At 71.9% G+C, this 16,023-nt stretch carries 15 protein-coding genes, 1 pseudogene and 1 riboswitch; of the genes and pseudogenes, 6 read left to right on the top strand and 10 right to left on the bottom strand.

Translation table 11 applies throughout. From position 1 onward, the window contains the following. Positions 1-14: 14 nt before the first annotated feature. The 5 genes and pseudogenes from ONA70_RS03410 to ONA70_RS03395 all read right to left on the bottom strand — a co-directional run bounded on the left by ONA70_RS03410 (position 15) and on the right by ONA70_RS03395 (position 4,367). Positions 15-287 carry an NAD-dependent epimerase/dehydratase family protein gene (locus ONA70_RS03410; protein WP_265004839.1) on the bottom strand — a complete coding sequence of 91 codons (273 nt, stop codon included), beginning with the start codon at positions 285-287 and terminating at the stop codon, positions 15-17. A gap of 25 nt (positions 288-312) precedes the next feature. Continuing rightward, a pseudogene (locus ONA70_RS36830) lies at positions 313-546 on the bottom strand (NAD-dependent epimerase/dehydratase family protein); the annotation flags it as partial. A gap of 100 nt (positions 547-646) precedes the next feature. Next, positions 647-1,966 carry a radical SAM protein gene (locus ONA70_RS03405; protein ID WP_265004838.1) on the bottom strand — a complete coding sequence of 440 codons (1,320 nt, stop codon included), beginning with the start codon at positions 1,964-1,966 and terminating at the stop codon, positions 647-649. A 158-nt stretch (positions 1,967-2,124) separates the two neighbouring features. Next, complete coding sequence (locus ONA70_RS03400) at positions 2,125-3,162, bottom strand: C40 family peptidase (protein WP_265004837.1); 1,038 nt, start codon at positions 3,160-3,162, stop codon at positions 2,125-2,127. 101 nt (positions 3,163-3,263) lie between these two features. Further along, positions 3,264-3,400, bottom strand: a riboswitch (cyclic di-AMP (ydaO/yuaA leader). A 202-nt stretch (positions 3,401-3,602) separates the two neighbouring features. Continuing rightward, positions 3,603-4,367 (bottom strand): SDR family oxidoreductase, encoded by a 765-nt coding sequence (locus ONA70_RS03395; protein ID WP_265004836.1) that lies wholly within the window; start codon positions 4,365-4,367, stop codon positions 3,603-3,605. Positions 4,368-4,466: 99 nt separating this feature from the next. Between ONA70_RS03395 and ONA70_RS03390 the strand changes: the two genes are divergently transcribed. After that, on the top strand, positions 4,467-5,321 hold the full coding sequence (locus ONA70_RS03390; protein ID WP_265004835.1) for a helix-turn-helix transcriptional regulator: 855 nt from the start codon (positions 4,467-4,469) through the stop codon (positions 5,319-5,321). A gap of 100 nt (positions 5,322-5,421) precedes the next feature. Beyond that, positions 5,422-6,045, top strand: a complete 624-nt coding sequence (locus ONA70_RS03385) for a hypothetical protein (RefSeq protein WP_265004834.1) — start codon at positions 5,422-5,424, stop codon at positions 6,043-6,045. A 64-nt stretch (positions 6,046-6,109) separates the two neighbouring features. Here ONA70_RS03385 and ONA70_RS03380 read toward each other — a convergent pair whose 3' ends face one another. Further along, on the bottom strand, positions 6,110-6,520 hold the full coding sequence (locus ONA70_RS03380) for a hypothetical protein (RefSeq protein WP_265004833.1): 411 nt from the start codon (positions 6,518-6,520) through the stop codon (positions 6,110-6,112). A 98-nt stretch (positions 6,521-6,618) separates the two neighbouring features. Between ONA70_RS03380 and ONA70_RS03375 the strand changes: the two genes are divergently transcribed. Further along, positions 6,619-9,306, top strand: coding sequence for an ATP-binding protein (locus tag ONA70_RS03375; RefSeq protein WP_265004832.1), 2,688 nt, complete (start codon positions 6,619-6,621; stop codon positions 9,304-9,306). Positions 9,307-9,435: 129 nt separating this feature from the next. Here the strand turns inward: ONA70_RS03375 and ONA70_RS03370 are convergent, their stop codons facing one another. From ONA70_RS03370 to ONA70_RS03355, 4 genes are read right to left on the bottom strand one after another with little or no spacing between them, the layout of a single operon-like run. Beyond that, positions 9,436-10,644, bottom strand: a complete 1,209-nt coding sequence (locus tag ONA70_RS03370; protein WP_265004831.1) for an ABC transporter permease — start codon at positions 10,642-10,644, stop codon at positions 9,436-9,438. Continuing rightward, entirely contained in the window at positions 10,641-11,342 is a 702-nt protein-coding gene (locus ONA70_RS03365) for an ABC transporter ATP-binding protein (RefSeq protein ID WP_265004830.1), read from the bottom strand. The genes ONA70_RS03370 and ONA70_RS03365 overlap by 4 nt, the downstream gene beginning before the upstream one ends. After that, the gene (locus tag ONA70_RS03360) at positions 11,339-12,487 is read right to left on the bottom strand and encodes an efflux RND transporter periplasmic adaptor subunit (RefSeq protein ID WP_265004829.1); all 1,149 of its coding nucleotides are present in this window, start codon (positions 12,485-12,487) and stop codon (positions 11,339-11,341) included. Before ONA70_RS03360 ends, ONA70_RS03365 begins: the two co-directional genes overlap by 4 nt. Continuing rightward, positions 12,484-13,023: a hypothetical protein gene (locus tag ONA70_RS03355; RefSeq protein WP_265004828.1), complete on the bottom strand. Its 540-nt coding sequence runs from the start codon at positions 13,021-13,023 to the stop codon at positions 12,484-12,486. The genes ONA70_RS03360 and ONA70_RS03355 overlap by 4 nt, the downstream gene beginning before the upstream one ends. A 132-nt stretch (positions 13,024-13,155) precedes the next feature. Here ONA70_RS03355 and ONA70_RS03350 point away from each other — a divergent pair, with 132 nt between their 5' ends. From ONA70_RS03350 to ONA70_RS03340, 3 genes are all read left to right on the top strand, one after another. Beyond that, a complete protein-coding gene (locus tag ONA70_RS03350; protein ID WP_265004827.1) occupies positions 13,156-13,812 on the top strand; it encodes a response regulator transcription factor in 657 nt (218 codons plus the stop codon). Next, on the top strand, positions 13,809-15,050 hold the full coding sequence (locus ONA70_RS03345) for a sensor histidine kinase (RefSeq protein ID WP_265004826.1): 1,242 nt from the start codon (positions 13,809-13,811) through the stop codon (positions 15,048-15,050). The genes ONA70_RS03350 and ONA70_RS03345 overlap by 4 nt, the downstream gene beginning before the upstream one ends. A 113-nt stretch (positions 15,051-15,163) precedes the next feature. Further along, on the top strand, positions 15,164-16,023 hold an 860-nt coding region (locus tag ONA70_RS03340), incomplete at its 3' end, for an AAA domain-containing protein (RefSeq protein ID WP_265004825.1).

The raw sequence follows: 16,023 nt of genomic DNA, 5'->3' as shown, positions 1-16,023 counted from the left end.
GCCGCCATCAGGCGTCAGCGCATCGCGCTCGCCATCAGCGGGATGCCCTCGCGGTAGGTCGGCACCACCGGAGCCCAGCCCAGCTCGCGCTTGGCCTTGGCGTTGGAGACGCGCATCGAGGTGGTCATCATCGCGTGGGCGTACGGGATGGGCCGCAGCATCCAGCTCGGAACCCGCCACGGCCGGCGCGCCCCGAACTCGGCCGCGAGCGTGTCCAGGTAGTCCCCCCAGCGCACCGGCTCGTCGTCGACGATGTTGTACGCCTGTCCGGCGCGCCCCTTCTCCATGGCGGCCACGGTCGCCGCGGCGGCGTCCTCCAGCGGTCAACTCGTGGATGACCGCGTCGGCCCGCACACCCCGTACGGCGGTGAGCAGGTTCTCGCGGTCCAGCACATCGGCCACCACAGCCTCGGCGCCGGCGGTGCGCAGCCGCTCGGCGTTGGTCCGGCTGCGGCTGATGCCGACCACCTCGTGGCCGGCCGCGATGAGTTGGCGGGTGAGCGGCGTACCGACGGCGCCCGAGGCGCCCGCGAGCAAAACTCTCATGGCTGCGGTCCCTTCCTGCAGGTCTCACCCGGTAGACGGGGTGCCGGTCGGGTATGTGATGACCTGAGGGTGTGTCGTCCCGCACAGCCGGCGGCGCCCCTTACGACTCCGGTTCCGGTTCGGCGGGCAGACTGTCCATGAACGAGCTGACCGAGAAGACCGCTCGGCCGGGGCCGGCCGGGCCGTACCCGGGCGGGCTGGACAGGCCGTTGGCCTTCATGGTCGCGGCGTAGGCCTCCAGCAGCCGGATGTGGTATTCGAGCGGCGCACCCTGTGGGTTGGTTCTGCCGAGCGGGGTGGTCGGCTCGGGGCACCAGGTGGTGAACCGCGGGGTGATGCCCCGGGACATGAAGTACTGCAGGCCCTCGGTGGTGGAGTCGATCGCCTCGTCCACGCTGGTGAAGCCGTACGGGGCGGCCATCTCGACGCCCGCGACGAAGTTCGGGATGACGTTACGGGGCCCGAAGACCTCGGCGGAGTCGAGGATCCGCCGGTGCCACTCCTCCCGGCCCACATACCGCTCCTTGCCGGGGCAGTAGAGCTCGAACAGCCGCTTGTCCCACACCTCGTAGTTGGGGTGGTAAATGCGGATGCCGTAGTCGTGGAACCGCTGCACGTCGGCCCGGGGCAACGCCTGGGCGACCACCTTGCCGATCCACCGGCCCGGGAACCGCTCCTCGATCGCCTGGGCGTACCGGCCGTAGAAGTCGGCCTCGGCCAGCCCGTCGACCTTGGACGTGATGCTGCCGCCGGTCAGGGTGTACGCCTGCGACGCGCCGGCGGTGTCGTGCCGGTCAATGATCGCCAGCGCCTCCAGCACCTCGTCGACGGGCTTGACCCCGGTGTACGGGCGGCCCGCCTGCTTGTGCTGACGCCAGTTGTGGTTGATGTCGCAGTACTGGCATTCCTCCTTGGCCCCAAAGTACTGGCAGACCCGGAACACGGTCAGGTAGATGAGGTAGCCCCACTGGATCGTCGGTGCCACCTCCATCACCGACTTTCCGTTGGCCAGCGTGTGCCGGTAGTAGTCCGGCATCGGGGGCAGCCCGACGTCCGCGATCGGCCGGCCGTCCAGGAACAACCGCAGGCGGCCGTCGCCGTCGTCCTTGACCCGGTACGGCGAGTCGGGATTGGTGCGGACCGAGACGACCGTGCGGCGCAGCCCGTACGGGCCGCCGGTGAGCACGATCTCCTCCGGCGGCCTGCGCAGCGCGGCGGTGCCCAGGTCCGGCAAGGTCCGGTGGTCGAAGGAGAAGATGAAGTACGACTTGGGCTTGACGGCCCCGCTCTCGTTGTCGGTCAACGCCGAGTCGTCGAAAGCCAGGCCGCCCCGCAGCAGGTCCTCCTTGATGACCGCCTCTCTCGGCACGTGGGGGAAGCGCCCCATCAGGTCCTCGATGAGATCGGTGCGCGACTGCATGCGCCCTCCCTGGCGGTTGTGCCCGAAGGCCCCGAGGCGGTGCGCGAGGCCTGAGGTGGGTCGAAGAGACTCCCTGCTGCCTCCAAGCTAGTCAGCCGGCGCGGGCCGGCAGGATCGGCCGGCCGAAGGTTGTTCGCTACATCACGTCCGCGAACGGGTCAGCCGGGGCGGCGGGCACCGCTGTACGGCATGTTCGACATCTGGGCCATCCGGACCACGTCCCCGGTGTGCGGGGCGTGGACGATCAGTCCGTTGCCGACGTAGATGCCCATGTGATGGTGATCGGCGTAGAAGAAGACGAGGTCACCCGTGCGAAGGTTCGCTTTGCTCACCGCCACACCTTCGGTCCATTGAGCACCTGTGTAGTGGTCCAGCTGCACCCCGGCGGATGCCCACGCGTACTGGGTCAGGCCGGAGCAGTCGAACGAGTCCGGGCCGTTGGCCGCCCACACGTACGGCTTGCCGATCTGCTTGCACGCGGTCTTCGCCGCGACGCCGCCGCTGCCCGTGATGGGGACGGCGGGGCACTTCCCACCGATGAACAGCGAACTGGTCGACGTGATGGGTGAGGTGCTGCTCGTGGTGGCCGCCGTCTGCGCGGCGGCTGCGGCTCTGGCCGCTGCGGCGTCCGCGGCCGCCTTGGCCGCTGCGGCCTTCTCCGTGGCGGCGATCTGTTTGTGCAGCGCATCCAGCCGCTTGATCTCGGCGTCGATGGCCGTCTTGCGAGCCGCCAACTGGGCCTGCTGGCGCTGCTGTACCGCGATGAGCGCGTCAATCTTCTGTTTGTCGGCGTCGTAGGTCGCCTGCTGGGTCGACAGCCGGTTGATCTGTCGCTGCTCCGAATGTGCCACCTGGTTCACGAGCGCGAGTTGATCCCCCAGCGCTGTCGGCGGCGTTCCGGGGGACAGCAGGACGTTGAATGCGGAAAGCGACCTCGATTGCTTGTAGTACCCCGCCAGAATCTCCTGGACGTGGGTCCTGCTGACCTCCACCGACTTGCCGAGTGGCTCGATCCGCCGGCTCAGTTCGGCCGATCTCCGCTGGTTCGCGGCCAGGTCCGTCCGGACCTTGTTGTACTGCTCGATGACGGGTTCGAGCTTTTGCCAGGCCGCGTCGATCTGCCGCTGCACATCGGCGGCCGACGGTGCCGCGTGGGCGTGGGCCGCTGGCCCGACGGCCACTAGGACCGCCGCCACGACGGCGAGGATTCTGGTGAACAGACGCGATCCGGCGGGCCCGGGGCGTACGGGTGGCAAGGGGTTCGGCTCCTTCCACTCGAGGCCAACGCACCCCACGGTGTGCCGACCTCGACCGCCTACCGGGTTAGCTGACGGGTTCGGGCGTGGAAGGCGCCCTACCGCTGATGCGGATTCACCCCGAAACCTGCGGTGGTTCCCCGGCTCGCCTGGCGACGCCAGTTGACGTCCAGCGACTCGACGGTGGCCGCCCCGGGGCACTCCTGATGGAGACCGACATCCGGAACGGACGCTGACCAAGATTAGTGAGGAAAGCCCGAGAAAATCAACGAGCCGGTGAAGTTGCTTCCCTGTGCTGTCAGGCCGGCACATTGGGTGCCGAAATTGTGCGTACGTAAGGTTCCGCTAATCGAATTCTTAGCTGTTCCTAATTGTCGAGGTTATTTGCCGTGCGGGTCGGCCGCGTTGAGCGTCGCGACGACCCGGTCGTAGTCGCCGCGCGCCTCGCCGTACCGGAGGAACTTCACCCGCTCGACCTGGATCTCCGTCGCGTCCGGCTGCGAATCGATCAGCGCGACCACCTCCGCCACGAACTCGTCGAGCGGCATGGCGAACTCGCTGCTCTCCTGCCCGGGCAGCAGCGAGGTACGGACGGCCGGCGGTTCCAGCTCCACGACCTTCACGGTCGTGTCGGCGAGTTGCAGCCGGATCGACTCGCTGAGCAGGTGGATCGCGGCCTTCGACGCGTTGTAGCTCGGCGTGACCTTGAGCGGCGCGAACGCGAGACCGGAGGAGACGGTCATGATCGTGGCGTCCGGCTGCGCCCGCAGGTGCTCGATGAACGCGGCGATCAGGCGGATCGGGCCGAGCACGTTCGTCGTGATGATCGACTCGGCCGAGGCGAGGAACGATTCGGGCTGGTGCCAGTCCTCGATCCGCATGATGCCGGCCATCGTGACCAGGACGTTGAGGTCGGGGTGCTTCGCCAGCACCTCCTTCGCGGCCGACGCGATGCTCCCGGCGTCCGCCGTGTCGATCTGCGCGGTGTCGAGGCCGGGGTGCTCGGCGGCGATGGTGTCGAGCAGCTCGGTACGCCGGCCGCCGATGATGACCGTGTTGCCCTTGGCCTGCAGTTCGAGCGCGAGGGCGAGGCCGATGCCGCTCGTGGAGCCGGGGATGAAGATCGTGTTTCCGGAGATGTTCATGCCGCGAGCCTGGCCGGTCGGCCGGGGCGGATGAAGAGAGCGGATATCGGGGGATCCGCAATCCCTGGTCCGCTCCCGCTCGGGGCGGATACTCGGATCATGGACCGTGCAGCTCTGGCCGATTTCCTGCGCCGCCGCCGCGAGGCGCTGCAGCCCGGGGACGTCGGGCTGGCCGCAGGCGCCCGCCGGCGTGCGCCGGGCCTGCGGCGGGAGGAGGTCGCCGCGCTCGCCGCCATGTCCACCGACTACTACACCCGTCTCGAACAGCAGCGCGGCCCGCAGCCCAGCTCACAGATGCTCGCGTCGCTCGCCCGGGCACTGCGGCTGACCAGCCAGGAGCGCGACTACCTGTTCCGGGTGGCGGGGCAGAACGCCCCGACCTCGGTGTCCACGGCCACGCACGTGGCCCCGGCGCTGCTGCGCGTGCTGGACCGGCTCGACGACACCCCGGCGCTGATCCTGTCCAACCTCGGCGAGGTGCTCGTGCAGAACCGGATGGCCGAAGCCCTGCTCGGCGACAAATCGGGCCACACGGGCCTGGCCCGCAGCGAGATCTACCGGTGGTTCACCGATCCCGCCGAGCGGCTGCGCTACCCGGAGGACGACCGGGACCGGCAGAGCCGCGCCCAGGTCGCCACCCTGCGCGCCGCGTACGGGTCGATGGGCCCGCAGTCGCGGGCCGGTGAGCTGGTCCGGGCGCTGCAGAAGGCGAGCCCCGAGTTCGCCGAGCTGTGGGAACGGCACGAGGTCGCCACCCGGTTCGCGGATCACAAGACGCTCATCCACCCCGAGCTCGGCCCGATCGAGCTGGACTGCCAGGCGCTGTTCACCGAGGACCAGTCCCAGGCCCTGCTGGTGCTCACCGCACCACCGCGCAGCGAGGGCGACGAGAAGCTGCGGCTGCTCGCCGTACTGGGCCACGAGCGCTTCGGCGCCGGGACGACACCGGGGTAGCCCGGACGGCGAGCGGTTGCCATCCACTGTCATCATTGGCCGCGTGGCGTGGAACGACGTGGTCGATCACCGAGGCGGAGTAGCCCATCCGGAACAGGTCGTGTCGGGTGATCGGGCGGACAACCGCAGCAACCTGCTCATTGCCGAGTACAACTCGATCCGAGCCGTCGTGGCGCAGAAGTCATCAGCGTCGCACGCCCTCGTCGGCGCGTACCTGACCATGGTGGCCGTGATTCTGGGCTTCGTGGTGGCGAACCGCGCCGACCCGCGCCTGCTGGTCACCGTTCCCATCCTGGCCGCCAGCTCCGGGATCACCATCCTGCGACGTCGGCAGGATCGGGATGCGGCGAACAGATACGTCGTCGAGGTCCTCCGGCCGATCGCCGTCGAGTGCTGCGGCGACGAGCGGATCCTCACCTGGGAGGAGTTCTACGCCAACCACCGGGCCGGGCGGTCCTTCCTGTATGAATTCGGGTTGCAGCTGGTCTTTCCGCTCTCCGGGTCCGCCGCCCTGATCGCCACGCTTCCGCTGCTGGACTCGTTCGGCGACTGGCTGGCCTGGCTCGCGGGGTTGATCTTCCTCGGTGTGCTGGTCTTCGTGTACGCCCAGCAGAACCGGCCCCAACTCGGCCGGGTCGTCCGCACTGCTCGCAGCTCCTCTCGCACCCTCGTGGCGAGGCTGCGCGGGCGTGGCACGGGTGACCGGGCCGGTTTCCCTGACTGAGCGAGATACCGGCGTGAATCAGCGCCCACCCCCACGGGAACGGGCGCTGATCGATCGCGGCGGGTTACCCGTTCTTGCGGAGACCGGCGAACTGCAGCACGGTGAAGCCGGCGACCGCGACCGCCTGCACGATCACCAGTGCGGTGCCGAGGCCGGTCAACGGGAACCAACCGGCGACGAGCAGTTCGACGCTCGCGGCCACCCAGGCGATGTTGACCGCCATCACGGCGCCCACCGCGGCCCTGCTCAGGGTCGCTCGCGAGGCGAGAAAGAGCAGCGCGGCGGCCCAGGCGACCAGGAAGACACCGATCGGGTAGAGGAAGGCGGCGGGCAGGCCGAACAGCTCACCGAAGATCGCCGCGACGACGACGTAGACGACCCCGTTGGCGCCGGAGCCGATCGCATCCTGCTTCAGAGCGAAGCGGAGCAGCTTGGCGTCGGCGGCGGGCTGGACGGTGCTGGCGACGGTGGCCATCGTGGCGGTCCCTTCGTAGTGCTGACGTGCGGTTCATCACGAAGCTACGGAGGTCCACGCGGAGCCGAATCAGTCATCGTGACGGTAGCTTCCTGACTGTGTTGCACGGACGAGCCGGGGAGCAGGCAGAGATCGAGCGGCTCCTGGCGGAGGCCGAGGCCGGCCGGAGCGGAACCCTGGTCATCCGAGGCCCCGCGGGGATCGGCAAGTCCGCGCTCCTGGACTACGCCGCCGAGCGGGCAGCGGGCATGCGCGTGTTGCGCGGCGTCGGTGTCGAGTCCGAGGCCATGCTGCCCTTCGCCGCGCTCCACCTGCTCCTGCGCGCCGGCCTCGACCGGATCCACACGCTGCCCGCGGCGCAGGCCACCGCGCTCAACGCCGCACTGGGGTTGGGCGACGTCGCTCCGGAGAGCCGGTTCCTGGTGGGGCTGGCGACGCTGAGCCTGCTCGCCGAACTTGCCGGGGACGGCGCGCTGCTGTGCCTCATCGACGACGCGCACTGGTTCGATCAGGCGTCCCTCGACGCGCTGGTGTTCGCCGCCCGCCGCCTCGAGGCGGAAGGCGTCGTCATGATCTTCGCCGCCCGCACGGGTTTCCCTGCCGTGGGGCTCCCCGAACGCCGGCTGGGCAGGCTGGACCGGGCAGCGGCCGCCGCCCTGCTCCCCGGCGACCTTCCACCGCAGGTGCGAGAGCGCCTCATCGACGAATCGGACGGCAACCCGCTGGCGCTCGTCGAACTGCCCGCCGCGCTCAGCGCCGAGCAGCGGGCGGGACGACTGTCACCGGTAGGCGCGATACCCGTCGCCGATCGGGTCCAGGAGGCGTTCCAGGCGCAGATCGCCGCCCTTCCCGAGCCCGCCCGAGCCGCGCTGCTGATCACGGCGGCGGACGGCCGTGGCGAGCTGGGAACGCTGACCGCCGCCGGTGCCTCCCTCGACGGACTGGGAGCGGCCGAGCGACACCGGCTGATCGAGATCAAGGGGAACGTTGTCGGCTTCCGTCATCCCCTGATCCGGGCTGCCGCCTACCAGAGCGCGCCGGCCACCCGGCGCCTCGCCGTACACCGGGCCCTTGCCGACGCCCTCACCCACTCGCCGGCCGCCGACGCGGCCGACCGGCGGGCGTGGCACCTGGCCGCCGCCGCGCTCGGCCCCGACGAGGACATCGCCGGAGAGCTGGAAAATGCGGCGGAACGGGCCCGCACCCGCGGCGGCCACGCCGCTGTCGCGGCCGGCTACGAGCGGGCCGCCGAACTCACCGCCGATCCGGTACGACGATCCGGACGACTGGCCGCCGCCGCGCTCGCGGCGAGTGACGCCGGACTGATGGTTCGGGCCGCCGCGCTCGCCGACAGCGCCACGCCCGACGTCGACGACCCGGACATGGTCGCCGCGCTGATCCAGGTACGCGCCCACCGCGAATTCGAGTTGGGCACGCCGCTCGCGGCGGGCCGGATCATCATGGACGGCGTCCCGAGCCTGGCGGCCCGGTCCGCCGAGCGGGCCACCTGGCTGCTGGTGGAAGCGATCCGCTGCGCCTGGTTCGCCGGGGACCCGGGGCTGGCGGAGGAGGCCGCCGCCCGTCTCCGCACGCTCCCCGAAGGCGATTCGCCGCTGGCGGTCGGGGCGCTCGGGCTGGCCCGCCTGATGGGCGGTGACCTCGACAGTGGGATCGACCTCATGGCCGAGGCGGTGGACGGGCACGAGCGCGCCGGGCTGGGGGTGCCCGGACTGACCTTCACGGCCTCGCTGTCTCTCATGCTGGGCCGAGCCGCCCTCGCCGAGGAGATCACCGGCGGCGTCGTGGCGGACTGCCAGCGGAGCGGGATGATCGGCTGGCTCGCCAACGCGCTCCAGGATCACGGTTTCGCGCAGGGGTGGCTCTGCCGGTACGGCGAGGCCACGGCAACGCTGAACGCCGGGTTGCGGCTGGCGACGGACCTGGGTCACGAACACCGCATCATCCACCTCAGTTGCTCTCTCGCCTGGGTGCTTGCCCACCTCGGGGATGTGCAGGGCTGCCGGGCGAAGGCTGAGGAAGGCGTGGCGAGAGCTGACCAGCAGGGGATGGTCCTTGCCGCGGCGACCGGGCGCTGGGCGCTTGGCCTGCTCGAACTCGGTCTGGGTCGGCCGGACGACGCCCTGCGACAGTTGCAGGCCGTCCCGCTGACCCGCATCGCCGTCCTGTCCGCCCCGGACCAGGTCGAAGCGGCCGTCCGCAGCGGTCGGCCGACGGAGGCGCGGGAGCCGCTCGCCCGCTACGTGGCGTGGGCGCGACACGTCCGCCAGCCGTCGTCGGACGCGATAGCCCTGCGCTGCCGTGCTCTCGTCGACGAGGACGAAGCGCATTTCACGCAGGCCGTGGACCTCCATGCGGACGGCGCCCAGCCGTACGAGCTGGCGAGGACGCGGCTCGTCTACGGCGAGTGGCTGCGGCGGGCGCGGCGACGGGCCGACGCCCGGCTGCAGCTGCGTGGCGCACTGGAGATCTTCGATCGGCTCGGTTCGCAGCTGTGGGCCGAACGTGCCCGCGCGGAGCTGCGGGCGACCGGCGACGTGCCGGCGGCGCCACGCCAGGGCGGCGATCCGCTCAGCGTGCTCACACCCCAGGAGCGCCAGGTCGTCCGGCTCGCGGCCGGCGGCGCGTCGAACCGTGACATCGCCGCGCAGCTCTTCCTCAGTCCGCGGACCGTCGGCTACCACCTCTACAAGGCGTTCCCCAAGCTGGGTGTCACCTCCCGCGCCCAACTCGCGGCGATCGCCCGCTCCTCATCGGAGCGCGGCTGACGACCCAGGCGATCCAGCCCGGCGGCGGCCCGCTAGGCGTGGCCGGTCCGCCGAATGGGCGACGGCACGACTTTGGCGGGTTGTGGCCACGGTCGACCACAACCCGCCAAGAGCCCTCCCCGGCGCCGCTCAGGGTGTGGCGAGCGCCTCGGTCGGCGCGAGTCGGGCCGCCCGGATCGCCGGGTAGAGCCCGGCCAGCGCCCCGATCAGCAGCGTCGCGCCGATCCCACCGGCGACCGCCCAGACCGGCACCACTGCCGGCCACGCCTGGGAGAACGCGTAGCCGCCGGTGACTCCGCTGCCCAGCAGCACGCCGCCGACGCCGCCGAGGGCGGACAGCAGCAGCGACTCGGCCAGGAACTGGGTACGTACCTGGCCGCGGGTCGCGCCGAGCGAACGGCGCAGGCCGATCTCCGCGCGCCGTTCCAGCACCGAGATGACCATCGTGTTCGCCACCCCGACGCCACCCACCAGCAGGGCGACCGCGCCGAGCCCGAGCAGCAGCCCGCTGAACGCCGCGTCGGTGGCCTGCTTCGCGGCGAGCGCGTCGGACGGCCGGGACACCTCCACCTCGTTCGGCGCCTCCGGGTTCGCCGTGGCGCCGAGCACCCCGCGTACCGCCTCGACCGCCGGGTCGAGCGTCCGGGCGTAGACCGTGGTCGGGTGCCCGTCGAAGTCGAGGTACGACGTGGCGGCTTCCCAGCCGATCAGCGCGGACAGGTCCAGCTCCGGGGCCAGCGGCGCGGGCGCCAGGATCCCGACCACCGAGAACCAGCGTCCACCGATCTGGATCCGCACGTCCGGGTCGGCCGTGCCGATCCCGAGCCGCTGCGCCGTGGTGGCGCCGAGCACCACCGCCGGGTAGCGCCCGGTGGCGGCGTTCAGCCAGCTGCCGCTGACCAGTTCCAGCCCGACGGTGTCCCGCAACTCCAGGTTGGCGGCCCGGGTGGCGATCCCTCCGCTCTCCCCACGGGGAATCAGATCCGACCGGTACACCTTCGCGTCGGCGAGCAGCGCGGTGGCCGCGACCCGCTCGACCGGGCCGATCCGCTTGATCATCGACACCGACTCGGTCGGCAGCTGGGCGTTGTCGCCGAAGAGCGTACGGCCCGGACCCACGGTCAGCAGGTTGGTGCCGAGCTTGGCGAGCGTGTTGTCCAGCTCCGCCCGGGACGACGCGGAGATCCCGACCACCGACACCATGGCGGCGATCCCGATCGCGATGCCGAGCGCGGACAGGAAGGCCCGCAACGGCCGGGTACGCAACCCGACGCTGCCGACCCGCACGATGTCGCGCGGGCGCAGCCGCGCCGGCGTCAGCCGCTCCGGCCGGCTCATCGCAGCACCCCCGCCGCCCGGTGATCGGCCACGACCCGGCCGTCGCGCATCTGGATCTGACGGGGCAGGCCGGCGGCGATCTCCAGGTCGTGGGTGATCACCACGACCGTGGTCCCGGCCCCATGCAGCTCGCGCAGCAGCTCCAGCACTCCGGCACCGGACGTGGAGTCCAGGTTGCCGGTCGGCTCGTCGGCGAGCAGCAGTGGCGGAGCACCCACCACCGCGCGGGCGATCGCCACCCGCTGCCGCTCACCGCCGGAGAGCTCGTGCGGCCGGTGGTCGAGCCGGTGCCCCAACCCGACCCGGATCAGCGCGGCCTCCGCGCGCCGGCGCCGCTGCCGCAGCGGTACGCCCGCGTAGAGCAGCCCGTCGGCCACGTTGTCCAGCGCCGGTACGCCCGGGGCGAGGTGGAACTGCTGGAAGACGAAGCCGATCCGGGACGAGCGGAGCGCGGAGAGCTGCCGGTCACCGAGGGTCGCCACGTCGTGTCCGGCGATGCGTACCCGGCCCGTCGACGGGCGGTCCAGGGTGCCGATCAGGTGCAGCATGGTGGACTTGCCCGACCCGGAGGGGCCGACGATGGCGGCGAGTTCGCCGTACCGGATGGTGAGCGAGACCCCGTCGACCGCCCGTACGCCCCCCGGGTAGACCCTGGTCACCTCGTCGAGTTCGATGACGGCGTCCGCCTCGCCGGTCACGTCGGCATCCCCACGACGGCCCCTTCGCTGAGCCCGGCACCGGAGATCTCCACCCGGCCGGCGGCGAACAGCCCCGTCTCGACCGCCACGATCCGCGTGCTGGAGCCCTCGACCAGTTCCACGCCGTAGCCGCCCTCGGCGAGCGCCAGGAGCGCGGCGACCGGCACGGTCAGCACGTCCTTGCGCGCGTCGGCGGTGAACGCCACCTTGACCGAGGCCTGCTCGAAGCCGGTCAGCGCCTTCGGGTCGGCGACCGTCACGGTGACGTCGATCTTGGTCACCGGGTCGGACCCGCCGTTCCCACCTCCGTTGTTGTTCTCGATCACCGTCTCGGTGTCGGCGATCTTCCCGGCGACGTCCTTGCCGTTGGGCAGGGTGACGCTCACCGTGGCGTTCGGCTTCGCCAGCCGCTCGTCGTCGACGTCGAGGGAGACGGACACCACCCGGGCGGTGCCGGTGTAGGTCAGCACCTCCTGGCCGGGCTGGGCCGGGTTGCCGACCTCCGCCTTGTGGGTGTCCACCCGGACCGCGCCGTCGGCGTAGACGACCTGGCCGAGCTCGACCCGGCCGGTCTCGGGCCGGCCGAGATCCTCCTGCCACCGCTTGACCGCGTCCGCGGTGGCCGAGGTGTAGTCCTCGTCGACGGTGAACCCGGAGTAGCCGAGCGCCTCGAGGTTCTTCTCGAACTGCTTCACGTCGCTGCCGGACACCCCGGCCGCCAGCGTCCGGTACGCCGGCAGCCCGCCGTACAGCAGCACCACCGGGGCGTTGTCGACCGCGAACAGCGGCTTGCCCCGGCTGACCTGGCTTCCGGTGCCGGCCAGCGAGGTGATCGTGCCGGGGGCGCGGAGCGTGGCGGTGTGGGTCTGGCCGTAGCCGAGTTCCCCGTCGAAGGTCTGCGAGTCGACCAGCGTCTGCCGGGTGATCTTGGCGGTCGCCGGCGGGAGCCCGCCGCTGGCTGCCGTACCCCCGTCGCGGCCGCCAAGACCGACGACGGCCGCGGCGCCCGCGGCGGCGGCGACCACCACCGCGGTGACGGCCACGACCGGGGTACGCGAGCGGCGTCGGCGGCCCCGGCCCGCGCCGGCCGGGGCCGGCGCGGTGGCGGTCGCCGCGGTGATCGGTGCCGTGGTGTCCGCGCTCACCCCGCCCCACCCCTGATCATGACCGGTACGCCCTCCGGCCGGCACTTCTCCATCGCCGCCTTGATCGTCGGGTCGTCCATCTTGAAGACGCCGTTGAGCTGGAGGCTGCCGTCCGCGCCCGGGTCCGGGAAGTCCGGCACACCGTTCTCCCGCATGCACCGGGCGAGCTCCCGCAGCTTCTCCACCTGCTCCGAGGTCAGCTTCGGCCGCTCGCCACCGTTCGGCAGCAGGGAACGGCACTTCTCCATCGCCGGCTGCACCTTCTCCTTGTCGATGCCGGCGCCGATCTGAATCTTCATCCCGCGCTGGCCCGGTTCCGGGTCCGGCAGGTCGACCCCGTTCTCCCGCATGCACTTGACGAACTCGCGCTGCCGGTCCTCGTCGCTCACGCTGGCGCTGGCACTGGGCGACGCACCGGCCGCGACGCCGCCAGCCGTGGCGACCTGGGGCGTATCCGGGTTCGCACCGCAGCCCGCGACCGCCAGACCGAACAGCAGCGGCGGTACGAACAGGGTGCCCGACCTGAGTCGGCGCATGGCGCAACTCCCTTCTCCGGGCCGGCAACCGAACGCCGGCCGACAGGGACGACTAGATCGCGGCGGACGTATCCGGGGCGTAACCGTCCGGGTTTATGCCGGTGTTATCCGTGGGCGCGGCACCATGGGTCCGTGCGAGTGCTTGTGGTCGAGGACGAGACGCTGCTGGCCGACTCCATCGCGGAGTGGTTGCGCCGGGAGGCGTTCGCGGTGGACGTCGCCTACGACGGGGACGCCGCCCTGGAGCGGCTCGGCGTCAACGACTACGACGTGGTGGTGCTCGACCGGGACCTGCCGGTGGTGCACGGCGACGACGTCTGCCGGGCGGTGGTGGACAGCGGCGCCGAGACGCGGGTGCTGATGCTGACCGCCGCCGCGGCCGTCCGGGAGCGGGTCGCCGGGCTGGCCCTCGGCGCCGACGACTACCTGGTCAAACCGTTCGCGCTGGTCGAACTCTCCGCCCGGGTGCACGCGCTGGCCCGGCGCGCCCGGCCGGCGGTCCCGCCGAAACTGACCCGGGCCGGCATCGTCGTCGACACCGCAAGGCGGGAGGTCTACCGCGACGGCCGATACGTCCCGCTGTCCCGCAAGGAGTTCGCGGTGCTGGCCGAGCTGGTACGGGCCGGCGGGGCGGTGGTCTCCGCGGAGGAACTGCTGGAACGAGCCTGGGACGAGCACATCGACCCGTTCACCAACGTGGTCCGGGTGACCGTGATGAAGCTGCGCCGCAAGCTCGGCGATCCACCGGTGGTCGAGACCGTGCCGGGAGTGGGGTATCAGATCCAGTGAAACGACTGACCATCCGGGCCCGCCTGACCCTGGTCCACGGCGGCCTCCTGCTGCTCGCCGGCGTGGTCCTGCTCGGCGTCACGTACGTGCTGGTCGACCAGCGGATGCGGCAGCCGCTGACCGGGGTGAAGGCCCAGATCGTCCAGACCCCGTTCGGCAAGCTGCCCGGCGTGGGCGCGGCCGAACAGCTGCGGGTCCTGGTCGAGGAGGCCCAGGACGAGGCGAAGCGCAACGCGCTGGAGTCCCTGCTCACCCAGGGCGGCCTCGCCCTGCTGCTGATCTCGGCGGTCGCCCTCGGCTTCGGCTGGTTGATCGCCGGGCGGGCGCTGCAACCGTTGCACCAGATCACCGGCACCGCCCAACGGATCGCCGCCGGCACGGCCGGGCGGGGACTGCACGAGCGGATCGCGTTGCAGGGACCCCGCGACGAGGTGAAGGAACTCGCCGACACGTTCGACCTGATGCTGGAGCGGCTCGACCGGTCCTTCGACGGCCAGCGGCGGTTCGTGGCGAACGCCTCGCACGAGCTGCGCACCCCGCTGGCGCTCAACCGGTCGCTGCTGGAGGTGGCGGTGTCCCGGCCGGGCGCCTCTGCCGAGCTGCGGCAACTCGGCGAGACCCTGCTGGCGATCAACGGACGCCACGAACGGCTCATCGACGGGCTGCTCACCCTCGCCGACTCGGAGCAGCAGGTCGTCGACCGCACCCCCGTCGACCTCGCCGAGATCGCCGGCCACGTCCTCGACCAGGCAGCCGGCACCCAGGAGCTGACCGTACGCCGGCACCTCACGCCCGCCGCCACGGCCGGCGACCCGGTGCTGCTGGAACGCCTTACGCAGAACCTGGTGGAGAACGCGGTCCGGCACAACCTGCCGGCCGGTGGCGACATCGAGGTCAGCACCGGCACCGCCGACGGCCGCGCCATCCTGGTGGTCGCCAACACCGGCCCCGTCGTGCCCAGCTACGACCTCGAAACGATCTTCCAACCGTTCCGGCGGTTGCGTCAGGACCGGGTGGCCGGGCCACCGTCCGGCCGTGGCCCCGACCGGGCCGGCGCCGGGCGCGGCTTCGGGCTCGGCCTGTCGATCGTGCGGGCGGTGGCCCAGGCGCACGGCGGCGCCGTGCACGCCCAGCCCCGCAACGGCGGCGGACTCGTCGTCACGGTGACCCTGCCGCCCCTGGGCGTGGCCGTTCCCGCACAGCCGGGGCGGGCCGTGCCCGCCGTGCCCCTCGGCTGACCAACGCCGGGTCAGCGGGGCCGACGCGACGCCGGCCGGTGCCCCCGCCGGCCGGGCTCGTATGGTGACGAGACCGCCGCCCACGACCGGGCGGCAGCGTCGGGAGGTGGTCCATGCGCGCCGGGTTGGCGGTCCCGCCCGCCGTCGAGGCGGAACGGGTCATCACCGCCGTGCTCGCCGACCTGCGCTCCGGCGACCACCGCGGCGTGGTCGTCGACTCCCCGCCCGGCGCCGGCAAGTCCACGCTCGTGGTCCGGGCCGCCACCGAACTGGCCGCCACCGGCGAACCGCTGATCATCGTCGCGCAGACCAACGAGCAGGTTGACGACCTCATCGACCGGCTCGTCCGCAAGGCCCCCGAGCTGCGCATCGGCCGGCTCTCCGCGGCCGACTACCGGCCGTCGGACCGGGTGAAGGACCACGCCACGGTCCGGGTCGCCGCGAAGGTCGCCGACCTCGGCGGACCGACCGTCACCATCGGTACGGCCGCCAAGTGGGCCACCATCGCCGAGGGCACCTGGCCGTGGGCGATCGTCGACGAGGCGTACCAGATGCGCTCGGACGCGTTGCTGCGCGTGGCCGGACGGTTCGAGCGGGCGCTGTTCGTGGGCGACCCCGGCCAGCTCGACCCGTTCTCCACCGTCGAGACGGCCCGCTGGACCGGCCTGACCTGGGACCCGATGCAGTCAGCGGTGGCCACCCTGCTGCGGCACAACCCGGACCTGCCCGTACACCGGCTACCGGTGTCGTGGCGGCTGCCCGCCACGGCGGCGCCGGTGGTGGCGGCGGCGTTCTACCCGTTCACCGGGTTCCGGGCCGGCACCGGGCTCGCCGACCGGGCGCTGGCGTTCACCGAGCCGGGGCCGGGGGACCAGGTCGACGCGACCGTCGAGGTCGCGGCCCGCACCGGCTGGGGACTCTACGAACTGCCGGCCCGGCACACCCTGCGTACCGACGGGGAGGCCGCCACGGC

This window comes from Micromonospora yasonensis (assembly GCF_026013475.1).
Classification (GTDB): domain Bacteria; phylum Actinomycetota; class Actinomycetes; order Mycobacteriales; family Micromonosporaceae; genus Micromonospora; species Micromonospora yasonensis.
The sequence above is the reverse complement of the archived record's forward strand: the minus strand, read 5'-3'. Positions and strand labels throughout refer to the sequence as shown.

Coding starts and splice junctions, on each gene's coding strand:
- ONA70_RS03380 (WP_265004833.1), bottom strand. CDS start 6,520: ATGGCCACCGTCGCCAGCACCGTCCAGCCCGCCGCCGACGCCAAGCTG.
- ONA70_RS03395 (WP_265004836.1), bottom strand. CDS start 4,367: ATGAACATCTCCGGAAACACGATCTTCATCCCCGGCTCCACGAGCGGC.
- ONA70_RS03355 (WP_265004828.1), bottom strand. CDS start 13,023: ATGCGCCGACTCAGGTCGGGCACCCTGTTCGTACCGCCGCTGCTGTTC.
- ONA70_RS03390 (WP_265004835.1), top strand. CDS start 4,467: ATGGACCGTGCAGCTCTGGCCGATTTCCTGCGCCGCCGCCGCGAGGCG.
- ONA70_RS03405 (WP_265004838.1), bottom strand. CDS start 1,966: ATGCAGTCGCGCACCGATCTCATCGAGGACCTGATGGGGCGCTTCCCC.
- ONA70_RS03410 (WP_265004839.1), bottom strand. CDS start 287: ATGGAGAAGGGGCGCGCCGGACAGGCGTACAACATCGTCGACGACGAG.
- ONA70_RS03370 (WP_265004831.1), bottom strand. CDS start 10,644: ATGAGCCGGCCGGAGCGGCTGACGCCGGCGCGGCTGCGCCCGCGCGAC.